This is a genomic window from Streptomyces sp. NPDC028910 (genome assembly GCF_055564955.1).
The window spans coordinates 166,580-188,366 of sequence record NZ_JBVHVF010000011.1; the positions used below are offsets into that span (position 1 = coordinate 166,580).

At 72.6% G+C, this 21,787-nt stretch carries 22 protein-coding genes; 11 read left to right on the plus strand and 11 right to left on the minus strand.

Annotation, left to right across the window (positions count from 1 at the left end):
- Positions 1–7: 7 nt before the first annotated feature.
- Positions 8–541: a chloramphenicol phosphotransferase CPT gene (cpt, locus tag ACZ4TV_RS16555; RefSeq protein WP_468135138.1), complete on the minus strand. Its 534-nt coding sequence runs from the start codon at positions 539–541 to the stop codon at positions 8–10.
- A gap of 183 nt (positions 542–724) precedes the next feature.
- On the opposite strand from cpt, the gene ACZ4TV_RS16560 reads away from it, so the two are divergent.
- The 4 genes from ACZ4TV_RS16560 to ACZ4TV_RS16575 all read left to right on the plus strand — a co-directional run bounded on the left by ACZ4TV_RS16560 (position 725) and on the right by ACZ4TV_RS16575 (position 4,583).
- A complete protein-coding gene (locus ACZ4TV_RS16560; protein ID WP_468135140.1) occupies positions 725–1,420 on the plus strand; it encodes an alpha/beta fold hydrolase in 696 nt (231 codons plus the stop codon).
- A 61-nt stretch (positions 1,421–1,481) separates the two neighbouring features.
- Positions 1,482–2,897, plus strand: coding sequence for an amidase (locus ACZ4TV_RS16565; protein WP_468135142.1), 1,416 nt, complete (start codon positions 1,482–1,484; stop codon positions 2,895–2,897).
- A gap of 61 nt (positions 2,898–2,958) precedes the next feature.
- Positions 2,959–3,621, plus strand: coding sequence for an O-methyltransferase (locus ACZ4TV_RS16570; RefSeq protein WP_468135144.1), 663 nt, complete (start codon positions 2,959–2,961; stop codon positions 3,619–3,621).
- 497 nt (positions 3,622–4,118) lie between these two features.
- Positions 4,119–4,583, plus strand: coding sequence for a type II toxin-antitoxin system PemK/MazF family toxin (locus ACZ4TV_RS16575; protein ID WP_468135146.1), 465 nt, complete (start codon positions 4,119–4,121; stop codon positions 4,581–4,583).
- A 98-nt stretch (positions 4,584–4,681) separates the two neighbouring features.
- On the opposite strand, the gene ACZ4TV_RS16580 is transcribed toward ACZ4TV_RS16575, so the two are convergent.
- Positions 4,682–5,572, minus strand: a complete 891-nt coding sequence (locus tag ACZ4TV_RS16580; RefSeq protein WP_468135148.1) for a TIGR02452 family protein — start codon at positions 5,570–5,572, stop codon at positions 4,682–4,684.
- 108 nt (positions 5,573–5,680) lie between these two features.
- On the opposite strand from ACZ4TV_RS16580, the gene ACZ4TV_RS16585 reads away from it, so the two are divergent.
- Genes ACZ4TV_RS16585 through egtD form a run of 4 tightly spaced genes read left to right on the plus strand, consistent with a single transcriptional unit; the run spans position 5,681 to position 10,315 of the window.
- Positions 5,681–7,174, plus strand: coding sequence for a glutamate-cysteine ligase family protein (locus ACZ4TV_RS16585; protein ID WP_468135149.1), 1,494 nt, complete (start codon positions 5,681–5,683; stop codon positions 7,172–7,174).
- Positions 7,175–7,230: 56 nt separating this feature from the next.
- Complete coding sequence (egtB, locus tag ACZ4TV_RS16590; RefSeq protein ID WP_468135214.1) at positions 7,231–8,586, plus strand: ergothioneine biosynthesis protein EgtB; 1,356 nt, start codon at positions 7,231–7,233, stop codon at positions 8,584–8,586.
- On the plus strand, positions 8,586–9,344 hold the full coding sequence (egtC, locus tag ACZ4TV_RS16595) for an ergothioneine biosynthesis protein EgtC (RefSeq protein ID WP_468135151.1): 759 nt from the start codon (positions 8,586–8,588) through the stop codon (positions 9,342–9,344). Before egtB ends, egtC begins: the two co-directional genes overlap by 1 nt.
- Positions 9,341–10,315, plus strand: a complete 975-nt coding sequence (gene egtD / locus ACZ4TV_RS16600) for an L-histidine N(alpha)-methyltransferase (RefSeq protein ID WP_468135153.1) — start codon at positions 9,341–9,343, stop codon at positions 10,313–10,315. The genes egtC and egtD overlap by 4 nt, the downstream gene beginning before the upstream one ends.
- Here the strand turns inward: egtD and ACZ4TV_RS16605 are convergent.
- From ACZ4TV_RS16605 to ACZ4TV_RS16615, 3 genes are all read right to left on the minus strand, one after another.
- Entirely contained in the window at positions 10,198–11,181 is a 984-nt protein-coding gene (locus tag ACZ4TV_RS16605; protein ID WP_468135155.1) for a lysophospholipid acyltransferase family protein, read from the minus strand. The two genes, egtD and ACZ4TV_RS16605, sit on opposite strands and share 118 nt — an antisense overlap.
- Positions 11,178–12,029 carry a GNAT family N-acetyltransferase gene (locus ACZ4TV_RS16610; RefSeq protein ID WP_468135157.1) on the minus strand — a complete coding sequence of 284 codons (852 nt, stop codon included), beginning with the start codon at positions 12,027–12,029 and terminating at the stop codon, positions 11,178–11,180. Before ACZ4TV_RS16610 ends, ACZ4TV_RS16605 begins: the two co-directional genes overlap by 4 nt.
- Positions 12,030–12,176: 147 nt before the next feature.
- A complete protein-coding gene (locus tag ACZ4TV_RS16615; RefSeq protein WP_468135159.1) occupies positions 12,177–13,439 on the minus strand; it encodes an extracellular solute-binding protein in 1,263 nt (420 codons plus the stop codon).
- Between the two features lie 165 nt (positions 13,440–13,604).
- On the opposite strand from ACZ4TV_RS16615, the gene ACZ4TV_RS16620 reads away from it, so the two are divergent.
- A complete protein-coding gene (locus ACZ4TV_RS16620; protein ID WP_030028327.1) occupies positions 13,605–13,820 on the plus strand; it encodes a dodecin in 216 nt (71 codons plus the stop codon).
- 31 nt (positions 13,821–13,851) lie between these two features.
- Here ACZ4TV_RS16620 and ACZ4TV_RS16625 read toward each other — a convergent pair whose 3' ends face one another.
- Positions 13,852–14,379, minus strand: a complete 528-nt coding sequence (locus ACZ4TV_RS16625; RefSeq protein ID WP_468135162.1) for a phosphatase domain-containing protein — start codon at positions 14,377–14,379, stop codon at positions 13,852–13,854.
- Positions 14,380–14,463: 84 nt separating this feature from the next.
- On the opposite strand from ACZ4TV_RS16625, the gene ACZ4TV_RS16630 reads away from it, so the two are divergent.
- Positions 14,464–15,480 carry an LLM class flavin-dependent oxidoreductase gene (locus tag ACZ4TV_RS16630; RefSeq protein WP_468135164.1) on the plus strand — a complete coding sequence of 339 codons (1,017 nt, stop codon included), beginning with the start codon at positions 14,464–14,466 and terminating at the stop codon, positions 15,478–15,480.
- Between the two features lie 276 nt (positions 15,481–15,756).
- Here ACZ4TV_RS16630 and ACZ4TV_RS16635 read toward each other — a convergent pair whose 3' ends face one another.
- The 4 genes from ACZ4TV_RS16635 to ACZ4TV_RS16650 are packed head-to-tail and all read right to left on the minus strand — an operon-like array spanning position 15,757 to position 20,115.
- Positions 15,757–16,686: a hypothetical protein gene (locus tag ACZ4TV_RS16635; RefSeq protein WP_468135166.1), complete on the minus strand. Its 930-nt coding sequence runs from the start codon at positions 16,684–16,686 to the stop codon at positions 15,757–15,759.
- Positions 16,650–17,399: a succinate dehydrogenase/fumarate reductase iron-sulfur subunit gene (locus tag ACZ4TV_RS16640; protein WP_468135168.1), complete on the minus strand. Its 750-nt coding sequence runs from the start codon at positions 17,397–17,399 to the stop codon at positions 16,650–16,652. The genes ACZ4TV_RS16635 and ACZ4TV_RS16640 overlap by 37 nt, the downstream gene beginning before the upstream one ends.
- The gene (locus ACZ4TV_RS16645; protein WP_468135170.1) at positions 17,396–19,408 is read right to left on the minus strand and encodes a fumarate reductase/succinate dehydrogenase flavoprotein subunit; all 2,013 of its coding nucleotides are present in this window, start codon (positions 19,406–19,408) and stop codon (positions 17,396–17,398) included. The genes ACZ4TV_RS16640 and ACZ4TV_RS16645 overlap by 4 nt, the downstream gene beginning before the upstream one ends.
- A 2-nt stretch (positions 19,409–19,410) precedes the next feature.
- The gene (locus ACZ4TV_RS16650; protein WP_468135172.1) at positions 19,411–20,115 is read right to left on the minus strand and encodes a succinate dehydrogenase cytochrome b subunit; all 705 of its coding nucleotides are present in this window, start codon (positions 20,113–20,115) and stop codon (positions 19,411–19,413) included.
- A 72-nt stretch (positions 20,116–20,187) separates the two neighbouring features.
- Here ACZ4TV_RS16650 and ACZ4TV_RS16655 point away from each other — a divergent pair, with 72 nt between their 5' ends.
- Positions 20,188–21,066: a LysR family transcriptional regulator gene (locus ACZ4TV_RS16655; RefSeq protein WP_468135174.1), complete on the plus strand. Its 879-nt coding sequence runs from the start codon at positions 20,188–20,190 to the stop codon at positions 21,064–21,066.
- A gap of 31 nt (positions 21,067–21,097) precedes the next feature.
- Here the strand turns inward: ACZ4TV_RS16655 and ACZ4TV_RS16660 are convergent, their stop codons facing one another.
- A complete protein-coding gene (locus ACZ4TV_RS16660; RefSeq protein ID WP_468135176.1) occupies positions 21,098–21,742 on the minus strand; it encodes a TetR/AcrR family transcriptional regulator in 645 nt (214 codons plus the stop codon).
- Between the last annotated feature and the right edge of the window lie 45 nt (positions 21,743–21,787).

The window sequence follows — 21,787 nt, forward strand, 5'->3', positions numbered from 1 at the left end:
GCGTCGATCAGCCGACGTGGGCGGCGATGGTGCGCGCGCACACCAGGGATTCGGTGTGCGTCGTGTCGACCTCCAGGTCATAGACCACCCCTTGGTGAACCAATTCTGCCTGCAGGGCGGCCATTCCCGGGACCCGGTCTCCTCGTGCGATCTCACGGCCCGCGGCGACCTCGCTCCCACACCTGACGCCGACCCACAGCACATCGAGTCCCCCCAGGGCCTTCTGCCACCGCTGCTGGGACGCCGCTCCGCCGAGGAAGACGTCGTCGACGATGACCCGGGCGCCGGCGCCGGCCATCGCCACGAGGCCCTGGACCCAGGCCGCCTCCAGCGCCCGGAAGTCCGCCCCGACGCTCACACGGCCGTCCGCCGAGATCTCGATCCCCGCGTCCGACGCCTGCATCCTCGCGGGCATCGCGTCGACGAACGAATCGACCCCGAACGCCAGCCACGGATCCGGCAGGACGGCCTGCAGGCACCGCACGATGCCGGACTTCCCGGAGCTGGAACCACCATTGAGAATGATCATCTGAGTCGTCACCGCGCCACCGTAAAGGGGCCTCCCCACGACACGAAACGAATTCCTTGAGAAGGAAGCGGGCCGGAACCGATGCCGTCCGAGGACTAGCGGATGCCGTGAAACGAGTGCTACACAGCCCTTACACGCGTCACTGACACGTGTAATCACGGGGCGCACCCCACACTCGACTCGAAAGGCGACACCGTGCGGCTGCACACACAGACCTGGGGCGAGGGCGACCGCATCGCCCTTCTGATCCACGGCATCATGGCCGATCACCGGACCTGGCGCCGCGTGGGCCCCGCCCTCGCCGACCGCGGTTACCGCGTCATCGCCGTGGACCTGCGGGGCCACGGGGCCAGCGGCCGTGGCCCGTACAGCCCCGAGCTCTACGCGGACGACGTGGTCGAGACGCTTCCCGCCGGCGCCGAACTCGCCATGGGCCACTCCCTCGGCGGGCTGACGCTCTCCCTCGCGGTGGACCGGCTGAAGCCACGACGGGCGGTGTTCTCCGACCCGGCATGGCATCTGGCCGCCCCCGTGGAGGGCTCCGGTCCTGAGCTGCTGGCGCAGTTCAAGACGGCGACGAGGGAGCAGATCCGCACGATGAGCCCGCGGTGGGAGGAGGTGGACGTCGACATCGAGCTGGCGACCCTGGCGCTGTGGGACGAGCAGACCGCTCTGAGCCTCGCCCCGCTGCTCGGCGCCGACCTGATGCCGGCCGCGCCGGCGGTCCCCTCACTCGTGCAACTCGCCGACCCGAGCGCCCTGATCACGCCGGAGCGGGCACGGACGCTCACGTCCCGCGGCTTCGAGGTCCGTTCGGTCGCCGGGGCCGGACACACCATCCACCGGGACGACTTCGACGGCTTCATGGCCTCCCTGGAGGGGTGGATCTAGCCCTTCACAAGCACTCCCCACTACCGTCTTCCTACCGAACGGTAACGGGGGAGTGGTTCACATGCCGGGTTCTTCAGCGCCAACGACCGGCCTCGTCGGGATGGCCGCCGCACTCGCCGAAGGCACCGTATCGGCACGGCAGTTGACCGAGCAGGCACTGCGCCGGATCGCGGCGGCGCAGCCGGAGCTCAACGCCTTCCGGACCGTACGCGCCGACGCCGCGCTCGCGGAGGCGGACGAGGCGGACCGGCGGCTGGCCGCGGGCGAACGGCTGCCCCTGCTCGGCGTCCCGCTCGCCGTCAAGGACGACATGGACGTGGCCGGCGAGCCGACCGCCTTCGGCTGCGCCGGCACGTTCCCGCCGAAGACCTCCGACAGCGAGGCGGTACGAAGGCTGCGCGCGGCCGGCGCCGTGATCGTCGGCAAGACCCAGACGCCGGAGCTGGGCCAGTGGCCCTTCACCGAGGGCCACGCCTTCGGTGAGACGCGCAATCCGTGGAACCCGGCCTACACGCCCGGCGGTTCCTCGGGCGGCTCGGCAGCCGCCGTGGCGGCGGGCCTGGTCCCGGCCGCGCTGGGCTCGGACGGAGCCGGCTCGGTACGGATCCCCGCGGCCTGGACCCACCTGGTGGGCGTGAAACCGCAGCGCGGTCGCATCTCCACCTGGCCGGAGCCCGAGTCCTTCCACGGGCTCACGGTCAACGGCGTCCTGGCCCGCACCGTCGCCGACGCGGCGCTCCTGCTGGACGCCGCGAGCGGCCCGCACCCGCAGGACCCGCACCGCCCGGCACGCATCTCGGCGGTCGATGCGGCCCGTCGCGCGCCCCGTCGGCTGCGGATCGCCCTCTCCTTCCGGATGCCCTTCACGGCAACCCCCAAGTCCCTCGACCCGGAGGTCCGTTCCGCCGTGGAGCGACTGGCCGGGCGACTGGAGTCGCTGGGGCACGAGGTGATCCCGCAGGACCCGCGGTACGGCCCGATCGGCCTGACGTTCGTACCCCGCGCGACCAGCGGCGTACGGGACTGGGCGGCACGGGTGCCGGATCCCGCACTCCTGGACCCGCGCACGCACGGGGCCGTACGGACCGGCCGCATCCTGGGCGGGCTGCCCCTGCGGGTCTCCCGCCGGGCGGAAGCAGGGCTCCGCCACCGGATCGGCGAGATCTTCGGCCGCTTCGACGTGGTCCTGACCCCGACGACAGCCACACCGCCGCTACGGATCGGAGCGCTGGCCGGGCTGGGGGCCATGGCCACGGACCGGGCGATGATAGCCGCCTGCCCCTACGCCTGGACGTGGAACGTGCTGGGCTGGCCCGGGGTGAACATCCCGGCGGGATTCACGGGCGCCGGCCTGCCGATGGGTGCCCAACTCCTGGGCACGGCGGACTCGGAGCCACTCCTCCTGGGACTGGCCGCCCAGGTCGAGGCGGCGCAGGGATGGGAGACCCTACGCCCCGAACGATCAACGGACTGTTGAAAAACCCTTCCCCTCCTGTAAGTTCCCCATGGGAATGCACTACACACCACAGGGGGTACCCATGACTCAACGGACGTGGACGGCGGTCGACGCGTACTTCGACGGGTTGCTGGTCGACGAGGACGAGGCCCTGCGAGCAGCCGCAGCAGACAGTGAGGCGGCCGGCCTGCCACCCCATCAGGTCGCCCCGAACCAGGGCAAGCTCCTCCACCTCCTGGCCCGGATCAGAGGTGCCCGCACCATCCTGGAGATCGGCACCCTGGGCGGCTACAGCACCATCTGGCTCGCCCGAGCCCTCCCCGAAGACGGGCAGTTGGTCACGCTGGAGGTCGACGAACAGTGCGCCGACATCGCCGCCGCCAACATCGCCCGTGCCGGCCTGAAGCACCTCGTCGACATCCGCCGTGGCAGAGCGCTTGACCTCCTCCCCCAGCTCACGGACCTGGCCCCCTTCGACCTCGTCTTCATCGACGCCGACAAGCCCTCGAATCCCGCGTACCTCGCATGGGCCCTCAAACTCACCCGGCCCGGCAGCATCATCATCGGCGACAACGTCGTCCGCGACGGTGCCGTGGTCGATCCCGACAGTCCCGACCCCCGCGTCCAGGGCGTACGCCGCTTCACCGAACTCATCGCGCAGCACCCCCAACTCACCGCGACCGCCCTACAGACCGTCGGCAGCAAGGGCTACGACGGCCTCGTCATGGCCCTGGTCACGGAGTAACACCCAGCCCGCCCCGCCACGCACCGGACGACAGCCAGCTGCTCACGCCGGGAAGCGCGTAGCGATCGGTGGCGGCTTATGACCAGCCCCACACGGTCGGCCGGCCGCCGTCATCGAGAAGCGCGGAGCGATCGGTGGCGCCCGCGCCCAGCCCCAGACGGCGGCCGGCCGCCAAGCCGTGCGAAGCGCGTAGCGATCGAACGCGTCCCCCGCCCCACCCGTCCATCTCCGACCGCCCCGTCCCTGAAAAGGAACCCCAGGCTCGTTCCTTTGGGGGTTTCCCGGCTGTCCTCGTATGTCCGGGGCGGGACGGTCGGTCAAGGGTGGCCGAAGGCCATCGCGCAGCGACGCGACGACGAAGGAGGAGCGCCCTTGAGGGACCGGCCCGACACGGAGAGACGATGGGACTGACGGGAAACCCCCAAACCCTCCCTGATCCCGCCCGCCCAGCTCCCGCCGCTCGAAGCCGCACCCCCCGACCCACTAATCTCGCCCGAATGACGGCACTTTCACACCACAGCACCGGTCCCACCGGCCAGCCCGGCCGCGACGGCGCCACCGCCACCACCGAGGCCGACCCCCGCGCCATCGGCCCCGTCCGCACGTCGTACGCACCCGACCCCGACGGCGACCCCGATCCCGGCGAGATCGTGTGGACCTGGGTCCCCTTCGAGGAGAACGACGGCCGGGGCAAGGACCGCCCGGTGCTGGTCGTGGCCCGCGAGGCGGGCGGTCGAACCCTGCTCGCCGTACAGCTGTCCAGCAAGCGGCACGACCACGACCGGGAGTGGGTGCCGATCGGGACGGGCCCGTGGGACAGCGCGGGCCGGGAGTCCTGGGTGGACGTCGACCGGGTACTCCGGGTGCACGAGTCGGGGATGCGGCGCGAGGCCTGCGCGCTGGACCTGGGACGCTTCCAACTGGTGGTACACCGCCTGAGCGAACGCTACGGCTGGCAGTAGCGCACGGTCGCACGGCACGGCACAGTCCGGGCGCCAGCCCCAGGCCTCCCCCGGCTTGCCACCGCCAGGCGGCCCCCGCCAAGGCCCCCCGGCGAGCCTCAGCCCCCGCTCGTCCCCCCGCTCTTCCCCCCGCCCGTCCCCCCAGCCTCACCGAACCCCGCGAAGGCCCGCTCGAATGCCTCCCGCGTCTCCGGCTTGCGGTCCAGCACACCGAACACCACCCGCTCGAACACCGCTTCGAACCGGCCCGCCAGCAGCCCCCGGAAGGCCTCCGCCACCTCCGCCGGGTCGTTCTGGAACACCCCGCACCCCCACGCCCCCAGCACCAGCCGCCGGTACCCGTGCAGCGCCGCCACCTCCAGGACGAGCCCGGCCCGCCGGACCAGCGCCGTCGGGATCTCGGCGACCCGTTCCGGTTCCTGACGCCGGATCGTGCCCGCGTTCGGGGCCGGGGAGGTCAGGAAGCCGACCCGGAAGGGGTTCTCCAGCAATTCGCCCCGGTCGTCACGAAACACGGGGACCCCGGGCGAGTGAATCACCCGGTCGGTGTAGAAGGTGCTGCGCTCCGCGCGGTGGATCTCGTAGTACTCCGGAGCCTCCAGCAAAGTCTCGTACAGGGCAGACGCGCGGCACAGCGCCTCCTCCTGGGCCTTGGCCCCGCGAACGTAACCACCCCCGGGATTCCGGGCCGAAGCGAAGTTCAGCACGGCCACGGGGGCACCCTCCGCGGCGCCGCCCCCGACCGGCTGGGCGAGCCTGCGGGCCGCGACCGTACTGCTCTCCCCCGTGACCTCGATGGCCGTCCCGGCACCCCTCCCCTCGGGCCATTCGCCTGGAATGACCCGGTTTGGTCCATATATCCTGGTTCCCGCCTTGGCTTCCGCCAGGGCGGCGGCAAGCGAAACCTGCCGTCCCGACCGCGTCCGGTAGCCACCGGCCGCCAGGATCTCCGCGTTCTCCCGCGCGATCTCGCGCAATCTGCTGCTCACGCCGCCATCCTTCGCCCTCCAGATCACCGGCGGCAAAGGAATTTGTGTCCACGGGACGGGTAGGCACGGGTGATGTCACGACCGACGACAGGAGACGAGGACCCGGTCATGCCCCAGGACTCACCCGCTCCTCCAGCCCACCCAACGCGGCCAACGCGGCCAACTCAGCCAGCGCGGCCAACTCAGCCAGCGCAGCCAACGCCATCACTCTCTCCACTACCTCCACTCCCTCCATCCCCTCCACTCCCTCCGCTCACCGAGACCCAGGCGGAGGACCTGATCCACGGCATCTGTTTCAAGACCGGCCCTCCCCGCTTCATCGGCGCCGAGCTCGAATGGCTGGTCCTGGACGCCGAGCGGCCCGGGCGGCCCGTGTCCCCCGAGCGCCTGCGGGCCGCGCACACCGCCGCCCGCGCGCTGCCCCTGCGCTCCCGGCTGACCGTCGAGCCCGGCGGCCAGCTGGAGCTCAGCTCGGCCCCCGCCGACTCCCTCACCGGATGCGTGGACGGCCTGCAGGCCGACCTCACCGCCGTACGCGCCGCCCTGCTGGCCCAAGGGCTGGTCCTGCGCGGACTCGGCCACGATCCCCGCCTCCCGCACCGCCGGCTGCTGAGCAGCCCGCGCTACGACGCGATGGAGGCCTACTTCGACCGTACCGGCCCGGCCGGGCGCGCCATGATGTGCGCCTCCACCTCCGTTCAGGTCTGCGTGGACGCAGGGCACGAGGAGCCGGGCGTGCTCGGCCACGGCCGGCGCTGGCGGCTGGCGCACCTGCTGGGCGCGGTTCTGGTGGCCGCCTTCGCCAACTCCCCCGCGCACGAGGGCCCGTACGCCGGATGGCGCTGTGCCCGTCAGGGGATCTGGAGCGACCTGGACTCCCGGCGCACGCTCGCCCCGCCGCTGGACGCCGAGCCCCGGGCCGGGTGGACGCGGCAGGCGCTGGACACCGAGGTGATGTGCGTACGGTCCTACGACGGCGAGCCGTGGGAGATCCCGCGCGGTACGACCTTCCGCGACTGGCTGCGCATGAGCGGCACGGGCGGCGTAAGCGCCACGAGCGGCACCGGCGGCACAGCCAGCATCGGCGGCACGCGCACCACACCCGCCACAGGCCCCACACCCAGCCACCCCCTACTACCCCTGCGCCCGCCCACCGCCGAGGACCTGGACTACCACCTGACCACGCTCTTCCCACCGGTACGGCCGCGCGGCCACCTGGAGCTGCGGATGATCGACGCGCAGCCCGGCGACGACGGCTGGCTGGTCCCGGTGGCCATCGTGCACGCGCTGTTCGACGATCCGGAGGCCGCCGAGACCGCGTACCGGGTGACCAAGGCGCTGGCCGACACCCACGGCCCGCACCCCGCGCCCCGCAATCCGCTCTGGCACTCCGCCGCCCGTCACGGTCTGGCCGATCCCGAGCTGCGGGCAGCCGCGACCGTCTGTTTCCTGGCCGCCGCCGAGGCGCTGCCCCGGCTCGGCGCGAGCGAGCACGTCCGGGAGACGGTGGGCGCCTTCACCGAGCGCTTCGTCCTGCGCGGCCGCTGTCCGGCCGACGAGGAATCCCCGCTCCAGCTCACCGGAAAGGGGGCCCGCCGGTGACCAGCCCGTCTTCGCCCCAGCAGCACACACCCCACACCGACACCTCCCACGAGGCCCTGCCCGCCACCTCCGACGAGGCCCTGTCCGCCACCTCCCAGGAGGCCCTGCGCGAGCGCGCCGCCGCCGCTCTGACCGCCGCGCGCCTGCGTACGGCCGCGCTCACGGACGCCGTGAGCGACGCGGACCTGACCGCCCAGCACTCCCCGCTCATGTCCCCGCTCGTCTGGGACCTGGCGCACATCGGGAACATGGAGGAGCTCTGGCTGCTGCGCAAGGTCGCGGGGCGCGAGTCCATGCGTCCCGAGATCGACCCGCTCTACGACGCCTTCGAGCATCCCCGCGCCGAGCGGCCGAAGCTTCCGCTGCTTGGGCCGGACGAGGCCCGCGCCTACGCGGCCGAGGTGCGCGGCCGGGTCTTCGACCTGCTGGAGCGCACTCCACTGGAAGGAACGTCCCTGCTGGACTCCGGCTACGTCTTCGGGATGATCGCCCAGCACGAGCAGCAGCACGACGAGACCATGCTGATCACCCATCAGCTTCGGCGCGGCGCGCCCGTGCTGACCGCCCCGGATCCGGATCCCCCGTACGACTCCCCGTACGACTCCCCGCTCGGCCCCGAAGTCCTGACCGTCGAAGTCCTCGTCCCCGCAGGCCCCTTCACGATGGGCACCTCCGCCGAGCCGTGGTCGCTGGACAACGAGCGGCCGGCGCACGTGCGGGTCACCGCGCCGTTCTGGATCGACACGGTGCCGGTGACCAACGCCGCGTACCAGGCGTTCATCGCGGACGGCGGTTACCACGAGCCCCGCTGGTGGGCGGAGCCGGGCTGGAAACAGATCCGCGCGCACTCCATCGAGGCCCCGCTGTTCTGGCGTAAGGAGGCCGGCCAGTGGCTGCGCCGCCGCTTCGGGGTGACCGAACCGGTGCCGGACGACGAGCCGGTGCTGCACGTCAGCTGGTACGAGGCGGACGCCTACGCCAGCTGGGCGGGGCGGCGGCTCCCCACGGAGACGGAGTGGGAGAAGGCGGCCCGCTTCGATCCGGCGACCGGCCGCTCGGCCCGCTATCCGTGGGGCGACGCGGAGCCGACCCCCGCCCACGCCAATCTGGGGCAGCGCCATCTGCGCCCGGCCCCCGCGGGCAGCTATCCGGCCGGGGCCTCCCCGCTCGGGGTGCGCCAGCTGATCGGCGACGTGTGGGAGTGGACCGCCTCCGATTTCCTGCCGTACCCCGGCTTCCGGGCCTTCCCCTACCGGGAGTACTCGGAGGTGTTCTTCGGCACGGAACACAAGGTGCTGCGCGGCGGTTCCTTCGCGGTGGACCCGGTGGCCTGCCGGGGCACCTTCCGCAACTGGGACCTCCCGGTGCGGCGGCAGATCTTCTCCGGCTTCCGGACCGCGAGGGACGTCTGATGTGCCGTCATCTCGCCTACCTGGGCCCGGTGGTGAGGCTCGGGCGGCTGCTGAGCGAGCCGGAGCACTCGCTGGTGCGCCAGTCCTGGGAGCCGCGCCGCCAGCGCAGTGGCACCGTCAACGCCGACGGCTTCGGCATCGGCTGGTACGCCGAGGGCGATCCGGTGCCCGCCCGCTACCGGCGGGCCGGGCCGATCTGGGCCGACCTGGGCTTCACGGATCTCGCCCGCGTGCTGCGCAGCGGGGCCGCGCTGGCCGCCGTACGGGACTCCACGCGGCCCGGGGCCGACGGGGAGGCGGCGGCCGCGCCGTTCGCCGACGGGCCGTGGCTGTTCAGCCACAACGGCGCGATCCGGGACTGGCCCGACTCCGCGGCCCCGCTGGCGGCCGGGCTGCCTCCCGAGGAGCTGCTCCAGCTGGCCGCGCGCACGGATTCGGCGCTGATCTGGGCGCTGGTCCTGCACCGCCTGCGGGCCGGGGACGGCCTCGGCGCGGCGCTCGCCGGGCCGGTCCGGGAGCTGGCCGCGGCCGCGCCCGGATCCCGGCTGAACCTGCTGCTGACGGACGGCGCCGCCATCGCCGCGACGGCCTGGGGCGATTCGCTCTGGTACCTGGCCGACGCGGGAGCCCAGCGCACCGTGGTCGCCTCCGAGCCGTACGACGAGGACCCCCGCTGGCGCGAAGTGCCCGAGCGGACCCTGCTCACCGCCACCCGTACGCGGGTCGACCTGACCCCGCTCAAGGAGAACTCCCCGTGACTGACTTCCAGTTGACCCGGACCCTCGACGAGCACTCCGCGGAGCGCGCGCTGCGTGCGGACGTGCTGCACGGGCTGACCGGAACGCCCAAGGTGCTGCCGCCCAAGTGGTTCTACGACGCGCGGGGCAGTGAGCTCTTCGAGGAGATCACCCGGTTGCCCGAGTACTACCCGACGCGCGCGGAGCGGGAGATCCTCCTGGAGCGGGCGCGGGAGATCGCCTCGGAGAGCGGCGCGCGCACCCTGGTGGAGCTGGGCTCGGGGTCCTCGGAGAAGACCCGGCACCTGATCGAGGCGATGCCCGCGCTGGACACCTACGTCCCGGTGGACGTGAGCGAGAGCGCGCTGAGGGGGGCGGCCGAGACGCTGCTCGCGGAGCATGCGGGGCTGCGGGTGCACGCCTTGCTGGCCGATTTCACCAGTGCGCTGCACCTGCCGGAGTCTCCCGGGCCGCGGCTGGTGGTGTTCCTGGGCGGCACGGTCGGGAATCTGCTGCCGCCGGAGCGGGCGGTGTTCCTGGCGTCCGTACGGGCGATGCTGTCGCCCGGGGACGCCCTGCTGATGGGCACGGACCTGGTGAAGGACGAGTGCGTGCTGGTGGCGGCGTACGACGACGGGCGAGGGGTGACGGCCGAGTTCAACAAGAACGTACTGGCGGTCATCAACCGGGAGTTGGGGGCGGACTTCCACACCGCCGACTTCGCGCACGTGGCGGTGTGGAACAGGGAGCAGGAATGGATCGAGATGCGGCTGCGGGCCCGGTCGGAGCTGGTGGTGAAGGTCCGGGCGCTGGATCTGGTGGTGCCGTTCGCGGCGGGTGAGGAGATCCTCACGGAGGTCTCCGCGAAGTTCCGTCAGGAGGGGGTGCGCAAGGAGTTGGCGGCGGCGGGGCTGGAGTTGACGCAGTGGTGGACGGACGCGGCGGGCAGGTTCGCGCTGTCCTTGTCGGTCGCCGACGGCGCGGCCGGCTGAGTGGGCACGCCCTGCGGACGCGGCCCCGGCAGCGGGGTCGGCAACGGTCCCGGCAGCGGGGGCGGCCCTGCGTCGGAGGCGGCGCCGACGGCCCGCTGAGCGGCCGCCGCGAGGTCCCGCCGGTGCGCGTACCGGCCCGGCGGGATCCGCGGCAGCAGCCTGACCTCGGCCCGTACCCCGCGGGCGCGGGCGATCCGCCACAGCGAGGCGGTCAGCGGGTCGTCCCCGACGAAGGCGGGCGCCCCGGCCGGGTTCCCGTCGCACCGCAGGTACGTGAGGCGCACGGGCTGTACGGGTACCCGCGCGTCCAGGGCCGACTGGAAGGCGGCCCTGCGGAAGGTCCCCCGGGCGCGTCCGCACCAGGTGGAGCCCTCGGGGAAGACGGTGACCCGGTCGCCGGCCAGCAGCGCGCGGGTGATCGTCCCGACGGTGGCGGGCAGGGCGCGGATCCGGTCGCGCTCGATGAACAGGGTGCCGGCCTGCCCGGCGAGGCGGCCGAGGACCGGCCAGGCGCGGATGTCGCTCTTGGCCAGCATCCGGCAGGGCAGGACGGCCGCGACGAGCGGGATGTCCAGCCAGGAGATGTGGTTGGCGACCAGCAGGCGGCCGCCGTCCGGGCCCGGGCTGCCGTGCACGGTGATCCGGATGCCGAAGGCCCGTACCAGCGCGGCCGACCAGGCCCGTACGACCGTGTGCCGGGGGCCGGCCGGAAGCAGCCGGACCGGCGGGGCGCCCAGGATTCCCACCAGGATCAGGGCGACGGCGGCGGTGAGCCTGAGCATCGCGTGCGGGACGCTCGCGGTGCTCCCCTCGTGGCCGGCACAGGCCTCGGGGGTGCAGGGCGAGGTGGGCAGCCAGACGCTCATGCGCCCGGGACGAGCGAGCGGAAGTGCTTGAGGTAGCGCGGGTTGGTGCGGCGCAGGGAGAGCAGCACGTACAGGTCGGCGCAGCCGAACTCGGCGTCGAAGGCGGGTTCGCCGCAGACCCAGGCGCCCAGGCGGAGGTAACCGCGCAGCAGCGGGGGCAGTTCCATGCGGTCGGGGAAGGTGATGCCCTCGGGCTTCCAGGGGAGGTGCGGGGTGACCCGGTACTCCTCGGGGGCGAGGCTGCGGGTCAGGGCGGTCTCCCGGGTGGCGGCGGCCAGGACCCCGCCCTCGGAGAGCGGTATCGAGCAGCAGCCGGCGAGCCAGTTGTGCCCGGAGCGGTCCATGTAGTGGGCGAGGCCGGCCCAGATGAGGGCGATGACGGCGCCGTTGCGGTGGTCGGGGTGGACGCAGGAGCGGCCGACCTCGACCAGGTCGGGGCGGATGGGGGCGAGGGCGGAGAGGTCGAACTCGCCCTCGGAGTAGAGGCGGCCGGCGACGGCGGCGCGCTCCGGGGGCAGCAGGCGGTAGGTACCGACGACCTGCTCGGTCTCCTCGTCGATGACGAGGAGGTGGTCGCAGTACGCGTCGAAGGCGTCGGCGTCGAGGCCGGGCTCGGGCCCGTCCAGGCGGGCGCCGAGCTCGCCGGCGAAGACCTGGTGGCGCAGGCGCTGCGCGGCGCGCACCTCGGCCTCGTCGCGTGCGAGGCGTACGGCGTAGCGGGGGCCGGTGGCCGGCACGGCGCCCCGGGCGGGGGCGGGCACGGGGGCCGGGGCGGGCGCGGCCGGGGCGGGGGCGGGGGCGAGGAGGGGGGAAGGAGAGGGGGACGGGGACAGGGGTGCGATGGTCATGGCGGCTCCTGATCCGGGCACGGAGGACCAGGCCGGCAGGTGCGTGGCCTGGCTCCTTTACTTCTTCCGTGACCGGCTGGATTCGACATGACCGCTCAGCGGCCCCCGGATGTGCGGACGCTGAACTCGGCGGTGGCTGGACCCCCGTCAGCGATCGGAGCTGAGCACCTTGCCGATCGCCTCCGAGGCCGCCCGGGCCGCATGCTTGGGGTCCTCGCCGGTGAGCACGGCCGTCATGTAGGGCTTGATCGGGTTCTTCGCCTCGACCTCGGCCCAGCGGGCGGAGGTGGGGGTGGCCCTGCCCTGGGCGGCGCCGGGGGCCATGTTGGCGGCGCCCTCGTTGCCCTCGACCACGTGGGCGAGGGTGGACTTGTTCGGTACGTAGCTCATCGTGCGGGCGAGTTCGGTCTGCCATCTCTCGCTGACCAGGGCCGTGATCACGTCCACGGCGCCCTTCCGCTGCTTCGTCCTCGCCGGGATGATCAGGTCGGAGCCGCCGGTGAAGACGGCGCCCGCCTTGTCGGAGGTCTTGCCGGGGATCGGGAAGAAGCCGAGCTTGCCCTTCAGGGCGGGGTTGGCCGCCTCGATCTCGGCCGCCTGGCCGGGCGGGGCGATGATCTGCGCGACCTGGCCGCGGGCGAAGACCTGCGACTGCGGGGGCGTCTCCTCGTCGGCGCCCCTGGGTCCGTCACCGAGGGCCTGGAGCTGCTTGTAGAAGTCCATGCCGGCCAGGGCCTTCTCGTCGTCGAGGGTGCCGACCCACTTGCCGCTGGTCTCGACGGCGAGTTCGCCGCCCTCGTCCCAGATGAAGCCGGCGAGGACGTACCAGTTCTGGCCCGCGAGGTAGATGCCCTGCTGGTCGCCCTTGTCGAGTTTCTGGGTGGCCTGGATCCACTCCTGGCGGTTCTTGGGAAGGGTTTTGATCCCGGCGTTCGCGAAGTGGTCCTTGTGGTAGATGACCACGCGATTGGCGGCGTACCAAGGGACGCCGTACTGGGCGCCGTTGATGCTTCCCGGCTCGGCGAGGCCCTTGAGCCAGTCCTTGCTGCCCCACTCGCGCAGACCTTCGAGCGTGAGTTCTTCGAGGCCGCCGGTCTCGATGTACTGGGCCACCTGGGTGTTGCCGACCTCGATGACGTCGGCGGTCTCCTTGCCCGTGCCGTCGAGGACGGCGTTGACCTTGTCGCCGATGCCGGTCCACTCCTGGATCCTGACGTCGAGGTCGGTGCCGGGGTGTTCCTGTTCGAAGGACGCGGTGAACTTGTCGATGAAGTCCTCCGAGGCGCTGCCCTTCATCAGCCACAGCGTCACCTTCTGCCGGCCCGCGGCCGAGTCGGCCAACTGGCTGCAGCCCGTGAGGGCGGTCGCGAGCGCGAGGACGGTGCACATGGCGGGGAAGCGCATCTTCAAGAGGGTCACCTTCTGGGGGCTCGATCTCAGATGGCTCGAAATTGGCATAGACCAATGGGCCGGTCAAGGGTCTTCGGCGCTGGACTCTTCGCGCAAAGTTCGCGGAGCCGGACTTACTGGGGCACCGTAGAACCAGGCAAAAGCCACCCACTGTCGGGAGACTCCATGTCCAACCACACGTACCGGGTGACCGAGATCGTCGGCACCTCCCACGAGGGCATCGATCAGGCCATCCGCAACGGGATCGCCCGCGCGGGCCAGACCGTGCGGAACCTGGACTGGTTCGAGGTGGTGCAGATGCGCGGCCACATCGAGAACGGGGAGATCGCGCACTATCAGGTGGGGCTCAAGGTCGGCTTCCGCCTCGAAGGCGAGGACTGAGGACCGACCCGGCCGCCTTCCCCGGCTCCGCTCAGGTCCGGCCCTCCACCTCCTGGGCGACCTCGAGTTCCGGCGCCTCCGCCGCCCAGTCGGCCACGACGACCCGGAAACCGGCGGCGCGGGCGGCCTGGCAGACCAGTTCGTCGTCGTCCACGAGCATGCGCACCTCCCGGCCCCGGGCGATCCGCTTCAGCACCTCCAGCTTGGTCGTCCGGGCCGGCCGCCGGTCCTGGTTCCCGCGCATCCACACCCGGCCCTCGGGCAGGCCGTGCCGGACGAGCCACTCCTCCGTGTCGGCCCGGCACCGCTCCGGGCGCCCGGTCAGGTACACCACCTCGCAGTCGGCCGCGCTCTGCGCCGCCATGGCCACCCCGCGTCCGAGCGGCGGATCGGCCGGTGCCGCGCCGAAGAAGCCGGACCAGTCGCGGGGACGGCGCTCCAGGAAGTGCTGGCGGTGGCTGGTGTCCGCCAGGGTGTTGTCGATGTCGAAGACGGCCAGCGGTCTGCGGGCGCTCTGGGCGTTCCGGGTGTTCTGGGTGTTCCGGGTGTTCTCGTTCATCCGGCCACCCTAGGGACTCCTCGGCCCGGGCATCGCGGAATTCCGTCGCGGGAATCCTCACGGTCCCCGGACGTTGATTCCGGTGTGATCCGAAGAATCTCGATACTCGACCGGTCCCGCACCCGCCAGGGCCACCCGGCCCCGCAGGCCCTGCGCGACACCGTGGATCTGGCGCGGGTGGCCGAGGAGCTCGGCTACCACCGCTTCTGGGTGTCGGAGCACCACAGCGTGCCCGGGGTCGCGGGCTCGGCGCCGACCGTGCTGGCCGCCGCGGTCGCCGGGGCGACGCACCGGATCCGGGTCGGCACGGGCGGGGTCATGCTGCCCAACCACCAGCCGCTGGTGGTCGCGGAGCAGTTCGGGGTGCTGGAGTCGTTGTTCCCCGGCCGGATCGACATGGGGCTCGGCCGCTCGGTCGGCTTCACCAACGGGATCCGGCGGGCGCTGGGCCGGGACACCGGGGACGCCGACCGCTTCGAGGAGCAGCTGACCGAGCTGCTGGGCTGGCTGGACGGAAGCCAGCGGGCGCACCCCGAGGTGCACGCCCGCCCCGCCGAAGGGCTGCGGATACCGGCCTACGTGCTGGCCACCGGCGAGGGGGCCGGGATCGCCGCCCGGGCCGGGCTGCCGCTGGTGGTGGGCGACCTGCGGGCGCGCGGCCGGGTCGCCGGGATCGTGGAGGCGTACCGCGAGGAGTTCCGGCCCTCCGCCCGGGGCGCGGAGCCGTACGTCGTCGTCTCCGGGACGGTGGCGGTCGCCGCCACCGCCGAGGAGGCCCGGCGCCTCCTGGTCCCGGAGGCGTGGTCCCTCGCGCACTCCCGCACCAGGGGCAGCTTCCCGCCGCTCCGCCCGGCCGAGGAGATCGAGGCCCTGGAGATGAGCCCGAAGGAACGGGAGCTGTACGAGGGCGCCCTCGCCGGGCACGTCCACGGCACCGAGGAGCAGGTCGCGGCCGAGCTGGCCGAGATCGCCGAACTGACCGGCGCGGACGAGCTGCTGGTCACCACCTCCACGTACGACCGGAGGGCGCTGCTGGAGTCGTACGGGCGGCTGGCGCGGATCGCGGACCTCTCCACGTCTCGCGGATCGCGGGGCCTCTAACTGGGACGAACGCCCCAGCCCGCCGATCCCTACGCCGATCCCTACGCGGGCCCGGTACGGGGGGCTGAACATCGCGGAGGTGCTCGCCCGGGCGGCGGTGCGGCGGGCGGCCAGGTGGTCGCGGAGGGCACCCCGGCGGAGGTGGCCCGGACAGCGGGCAGTCGTACGGCGGGCTATCTGGCTCGGGCCCTCGGAGCCCTCTGAGCCCACGGGAAGGGGGACGGCTGGGCTGCCGGCGACGCTTCCGGGAACGAGCTGTACCGGACTCCCTGATGCTCAGGCATCGCCCGGGAGCAAGTGCTGCGGCAGTTCGCGGAAGCTCCACCGGCCCCGGCGGCGGGTGAACGTCCAGACGAGGTCGTAGCGGTCGGGCCAGGTCGCGGGGGTGCCGGGCACCTGGTGGGCGCCGAGGGCCCGGATCAGGCGGGGAATGCCGCTGTGCTCCCAGCAAACCAGTACGGGCATGGGGGCGGCCAATACTGCCTGCACGAGGGCGGCTTCGGCGCCGAGGCCGAACTCGGCGCGGACGGGCGTGCGCAGCGCGGCGCCCAGCGCCGCCACGGTCTGCTTGCACCGCGCGGGGGCCGCGCCCTTGCCGCCGGCCGCGAAGACCGCGGCGGGGCGGGGCAGCGAGGAGCCGCGGGCCGGCGGGAAGAGGCGCGGCAGCTCCTCGGCCCGGCGCCAGCCACGGCCGGCGAGCGAGCCGGGGTCGTCCTCGCCGTCCTCGTCCCAGCCGGAGTCACCGGCGTACGGCTTCTCCCCGTGCCGGATCACCATGATCAGGGCGTCCGTGGGCCCGGCCTCCGGGCCGGGCGCCGCGGGGCGGGGGTCTTCCCCGCCGGAGCAGCCGGCCACGGCCAGCGGGGCGAGGGCGGCGGCCAGTACGGCTCGGCGTCGCGGTCCGGACCCGGCGGGGGCGTGTGGCATGGCGCCACTGTCTCCCATGGCCCGGGCGCCCCCGCGGCGCGGCACGGCGTGCGCTCCGCCGGTCAGCCGATCGGCGCAGGGCCCGGCCCGCGCCCGCGAGCGAAGCGGGGCCGGACCCGAGCCGGGCAGGCCCGAGCCGAGCAGGCCCGAGCCGAGCAGGCCCGAGCCGAGCAGGCCCGAGCCGAGCAGGCGCGAGCCGGGCAGGCGCGAGCCGGGCGGGTGCGAGGGCCCGGCTCGCGGGGTCAGCGGCGCGGAGCCTTGCGGACCGCTCGCAGCCACTCCTTGTTCATCGCGGCGATCGACGGCAGCGGGATGCCCTTCGGGCAGGCCGTGGCGCACTCCCCGGTCAGGGTGCAGCCGCCGAAGCCCTCCTCGTCCATCCGGGCCACCATGTCCAGCACCCGGGTCTCCCGCTCCGGCGACCCCTGCGGCAGCACGTTGAGGTGGTTGACCTTGGCGGAGGTGAAGAGCATCGCCGAGCCGTTGGGGCAGGCCGCCACGCACGCGCCGCAGCCGATGCACTCGGCGTGCTCGAAGGCGAAGTCGGCGTCGGCCTTGGGCACGGCGGTCGCGTGCGCCTCGGGGGCGGCGCCGGTGGGGGCGGTGATGTAGCCGCCGGCCTGGATGATCCGGTCGAAGGCGCCCCGGTCGACGACGAGGTCCTTGACCACCGGGAAGGCGGCGGCCCGCCAGGGTTCGACGTCGATGGTGTCGCCGTCGGCGAAGGACCGCATGTGGAGCTGGCAGGTGGTGGTGCGCTCCGGGCCGTGGGCGTCGCCGTTGATGACGAGGCTGCAGGCACCGCAGATGCCCTCGCGGCAGTCGTGGTCGAAGGCGACGGGGTCCTCGCCGCGCAGGATGAGGTCCTCGTTGAGGGTGTCGAGCATCTCCAGGAAGGACATGTCCTTCGAGATCCCGTCGACCTCGTACGAGGCCATGTGGCCGGGGGCGTCGGCGTCGCGCTGGCGCCAGACGCGCAGGGTGAGCTTCATGCGTAGCTCCGCTGGGTGGGGTGGACGTACTCGAAGACGAGGTCTTCCTTGTGCAGGACGGGAGCGGCGCCGGTGCCGGCGAACTCCCAGGCGGCGGCGTAGGAGAAGGCCTCGTCCTGGCGGGCCGCCTCGCCGTCGGGGGTCTGGGACTCCTCGCGGAAGTGGCCGCCGCAGGATTCGGCGCGGTGGAGCGCGTCGAGGCACATCAGCTCGGCCAGTTCGAGGTAGTCGACGATGCGGTTGGCCTTCTCCAGGGACTGGTTGAACTCCTCGCCCCGACCGGGGACCTTGATGCGGCGCCAGAACTCCTCGCGGATCTCGGGGATGCGGTCGAGCGCCTTGCGCAGCCCCTCCTCGCTGCGGGCCATGCCGCAGTACTCCCACATGAGTTCGCCGATCTCGCGGTGGAAGGAGTCGGGGGTGCGGTCTCCGTCGACGGCGAGCAGCTTCGCGAGCCGCTCGCGGGTCTCGCGTACGACGGCGAGCGCCTCGGGGTGGGTGTCGTCGACCGTGTCGCGGTGCGGGTGGCGGGCCAGGTAGTCGTTGATGGTGGAGGGCAGGACGAAGTAGCCGTCGGCGAGGCCCTGCATCAGCGCGGAGGCGCCGAGGCGGTTCGCGCCGTGGTCGGAGAAGTTGGCCTCGCCGATCGCGAAGAGGCCGGGGACGGTGGTCTGGAGGTCGTAGTCGACCCACAGGCCGCCCATCGTGTAGTGCACGGCGGGGTAGATCCGCATGGGGACCTCGTACGGGTTCTCCGCGGTGATCCGCTCGTACATCTCGAAGAGGTTGCCGTACTTCTCGGCGACCTTGTCCCGGCCCATGCGGCGGATGGCGTCGGCGAAGTCGAGGTAGACGCCCTGGCCGCCGGGGCCGACGCCGCGGCCTTCGTCGCAGACGTTCTTGGCGGCGCGGGAGGCGATGTCGCGGGGCACGAGGTTGCCGAAGGAGGGGTAGATCCGCTCCAGGTAGTAGTCGCGCTCCGCTTCCGGGATCTCGGCGGCGGGTCGGGTGTCGCCCTTGGCCTTGGGGACCCAGATGCGGCCGTCGTTGCGCAGCGACTCGCTCATCAGGGTGAGCTTGGACTGGTGGTCGCCGGTACGCGGGATGCAGGTGGGGTGGATCTGGGTGAAGCAGGGGTTGGCGAAGTACGCGCCGCGCCGGTGCGCCCGCCAGACGGCGGTCGCGTTGGAGTTCATGGCGTTGGTGGAGAGGTAGAAGACGTTGCCGTAGCCGCCGCTCGCCAGCACCACGGCGTCGGCGTAGTACGTGGAGATCTCGCCGGTGATCAGGTCGCGGGCCACGATGCCGCGGGCCACGCCGTCGACGACGACCAGGTCGAGCATCTCGGTGCGGGCGTGCATCTCAACGTTGCCCGCGGCGATCTGCCGGGAGAGCGCCTGGTAGGCGCCGAGGAGGAGCTGCTGGCCCGTCTGGCCGCGGGCGTAGAAGGTGCGGGAGACCTGGACTCCGCCGAAGGAGCGGGTGTCGAGGAGGCCGCCGTACTCGCGGGCGAAGGGGACGCCCTGGGCCACGCACTGGTCGATGATCTCGACGGAGATCTGGGCGAGGCGGTGCACGTTGGACTCGCGGGCGCGGAAGTCGCCGCCCTTGACGGTGTCGTAGAAGAGGCGGTGCACCGAGTCGCCGTCGTTGCGGTAGTTCTTGGCGGCGTTGATGCCGCCCTGGGCCGCGATGGAGTGGGCCCGGCGCGGGGAGTCGGAGAAGCAGAACTGGACGACGTGGTAGCCCTGTTCGGCGAGGGTGGCGCCGGCCGCGCCGCCCGCCAGGCCGGTGCCCACGACGATGACGGTGTGCTTGCGGCGGTTGGCCGGGTTGACGAGCTTGGCCTCGAAGCGGCGTCGGTCCCAGCGGTCGGCGATGGGGCCTGCGGGGGCCTTGGTGTCGGAGACGGGCTCGCCGGTGGTGTAGCCGGCGTAGTCGCGGTGGTGGGGGTGGTCGGGCTGGTGGGTCTGGTGGGGCTGGTCGGGATAGCGGTTGTGTTCGCTCATGGTCAGTTCACCACTCCGGTCATGACGGCTACGGGGACGGACACGAAGCCGGTGAAGAGGACGAGGGCCAGGGCGTTGGCCAGGAACTTCAGCGTCCGCTCGCGCCGGGCGCTGCCCGCGCCGAGGGTCTGCGCCGCGCTCCAGAAGCCGTGCCGGACGTGCAGGCCGAGGGCTGCCATGGCCACGAGGTAGATGGTGTTCCCGTACCAGGTGGAGAAGGTGGCGAGGACGTTCTCGTAGGGGTGGCCGGCCCAGGCGCGCTCGTTGACGGTGAGCGTGGTGAGGTCGAGCACGTGCCAGACGACGAACAGACCGAGGATGATGCCGCCCCAGCGCATGGTGCGGGTGGCGTAGCTCGCGCGACGGCGCTTGTGGGCGTACTTCACGGGGCGGGCCTTGATGTCCCGCCGGCTGAGCTGGTAGGCGGACACCGCGTGGGCGCCGACCGCGGCGAGCAGCACCACGCGGGCGGCCCACAGACCCCAGTGGCTGTGCAGGAAGGGCTCGCCCATGTGGCGCAGCCAGTGGGCGTACCCGTTGAAGTCGCCCGGGCCGAAGAAGATCTTGAGGTTGCCGATCATGTGCACGACGAGGTAAGCGAGCATGATCAGCCCGGAGACCGCCATGACGGTCTTCTTTCCGATGGTGGAGCCCCAGACCGTCGATACGGCGGGTCCGCCTGTCCGGGTACGCGTTGCCAGAGCCATGGGATCGACGGTAGGGACGAGGGACCCGAAAGGTCCAAGACATGATGCCGGTCATCTTGATAGACATGACCTATGCAGTTCCAGCAGCTCCTCTACTTCGTGGCCGTCGCCGAGACCCGGCATTTCACCCGGGCCGCGGAACGGGTGCACGTGGCCCAGCCCTCGCTCTCCCAGCAGATCAAGGCGCTGGAACGGGAGCTGGGGGCGGAGCTGTTCAGCCGGGCCCGGGGCAACATCGCGCTCACCGACGCAGGTGAGACGCTGCTGCCGCTGGCCCGGCGGATCCTGGCGGACGCGGACACGGCGCGGCTGGAGGTCCAGGAGCTGGCGCAGCTGCGGCGCGGGCGGGTCCGGCTGGGCGCCACGCCCAGCGTGTGCACCGGCCTGCTGCCGGACGTGCTGCGGGCCTTCCACGCCGCGCATCCCGGGATCGAGCTGCTGATCGAGGAGAGCGGCTCCCTCGACCTCGTACGGGAGCTCGCGCGCGGGGCCCTGGACCTGGCGCTCATCGCACTGCCACTTCCGCCCTCCGCTCCGGCACTGACCACGGTGGAACTGCTGACGGAGGACCTGGTGGTGGTCTCCTCGGCGGATCTTCCGGCGCCGGGCGGGGGCGGCGAGCTGACCATCCCGGGGCTGCGCGACCAGCCGATGGTGATGTTCCGGCACGGCTACGACCTGCGGGAGCTGACCGTGGCGGCCTGCCGGGCGGAGGGCTTCGAGCCGGTGTTCACCGTGGAGGGCGGCGAGATGGACGCGGTCCTGGGCTTCGTACGGGCGGGGCTCGGCATCGCGGTGGTCCCGGCGATGGTGGTGGACCGCGCCGGTCCCGGCCTGCGGGCGACCCCGCTGGCCGGCTCCCCGCTGCGCCGCACGATCGCCCTGGCCCACCGCACCGACGTCGCTCCCCCGCGCGCGGCCCGCGAGCTGAAGCGCATGCTCGTGGGCTGACCACGCGGACCAGCACGGGCGCCGGGGCGAGTCAGGCCGTGCGTATCGGCAGGACCTGGTCGAGCCCGCCGGCGAGCATCCCGAACGCCGTGCCGGCGTCGGCCACGGCGTCCGCGTACGCCTCGTCGGCACTCTGCCCGGCGTCGATCCGGCGCCAGTTCCCCCTGCCCAGTTCCTGACGGACGGTCACCAGGTGCAGCGCCGCGAGCCGGGCGGTCAACGGCGGAGCGGACTCGGCTTCGAGGACCGTGGCGAGCAGCTCCACCTCGCGGGCGGTGTAGCGGGCCATGCGGGACTCCAGGCTCGCGGTGGAGTAGAGCAGTCGCTGGTAGGCGAGCACATCGGGGTGGTCACAGAGCCCGGTGATCGGGTCTCTCCGGGCGAGAGCCTCCACGAACTGCGCACGCACGGCCTCGACGGGCCCTTGCCCCGCGGGCCGGTCCCGCACGATGCGCGCCACTTCGTCCTGGTGGTCGGCGAACCGGTCCAGCACCAGATCCTCCTTGCTCGGGAAGTACCGGAACAGGGTGGGTTTGGAGACCTCGGCCGCGGCGGCGACGTCCGCCACCGACACGGCATCGAAGCCTCGCTCCAGGAAGAGCTCCAGCGCCGTGGCCGCCAGCAGGCGACGCGTGCGGAGCTTCTTGTTCTCGCGCAATCCCGTCGTGTTGTCCATGCCTCAGACCCTAGCACGATTTCGTGACCGGGTAAGTATTGGCAC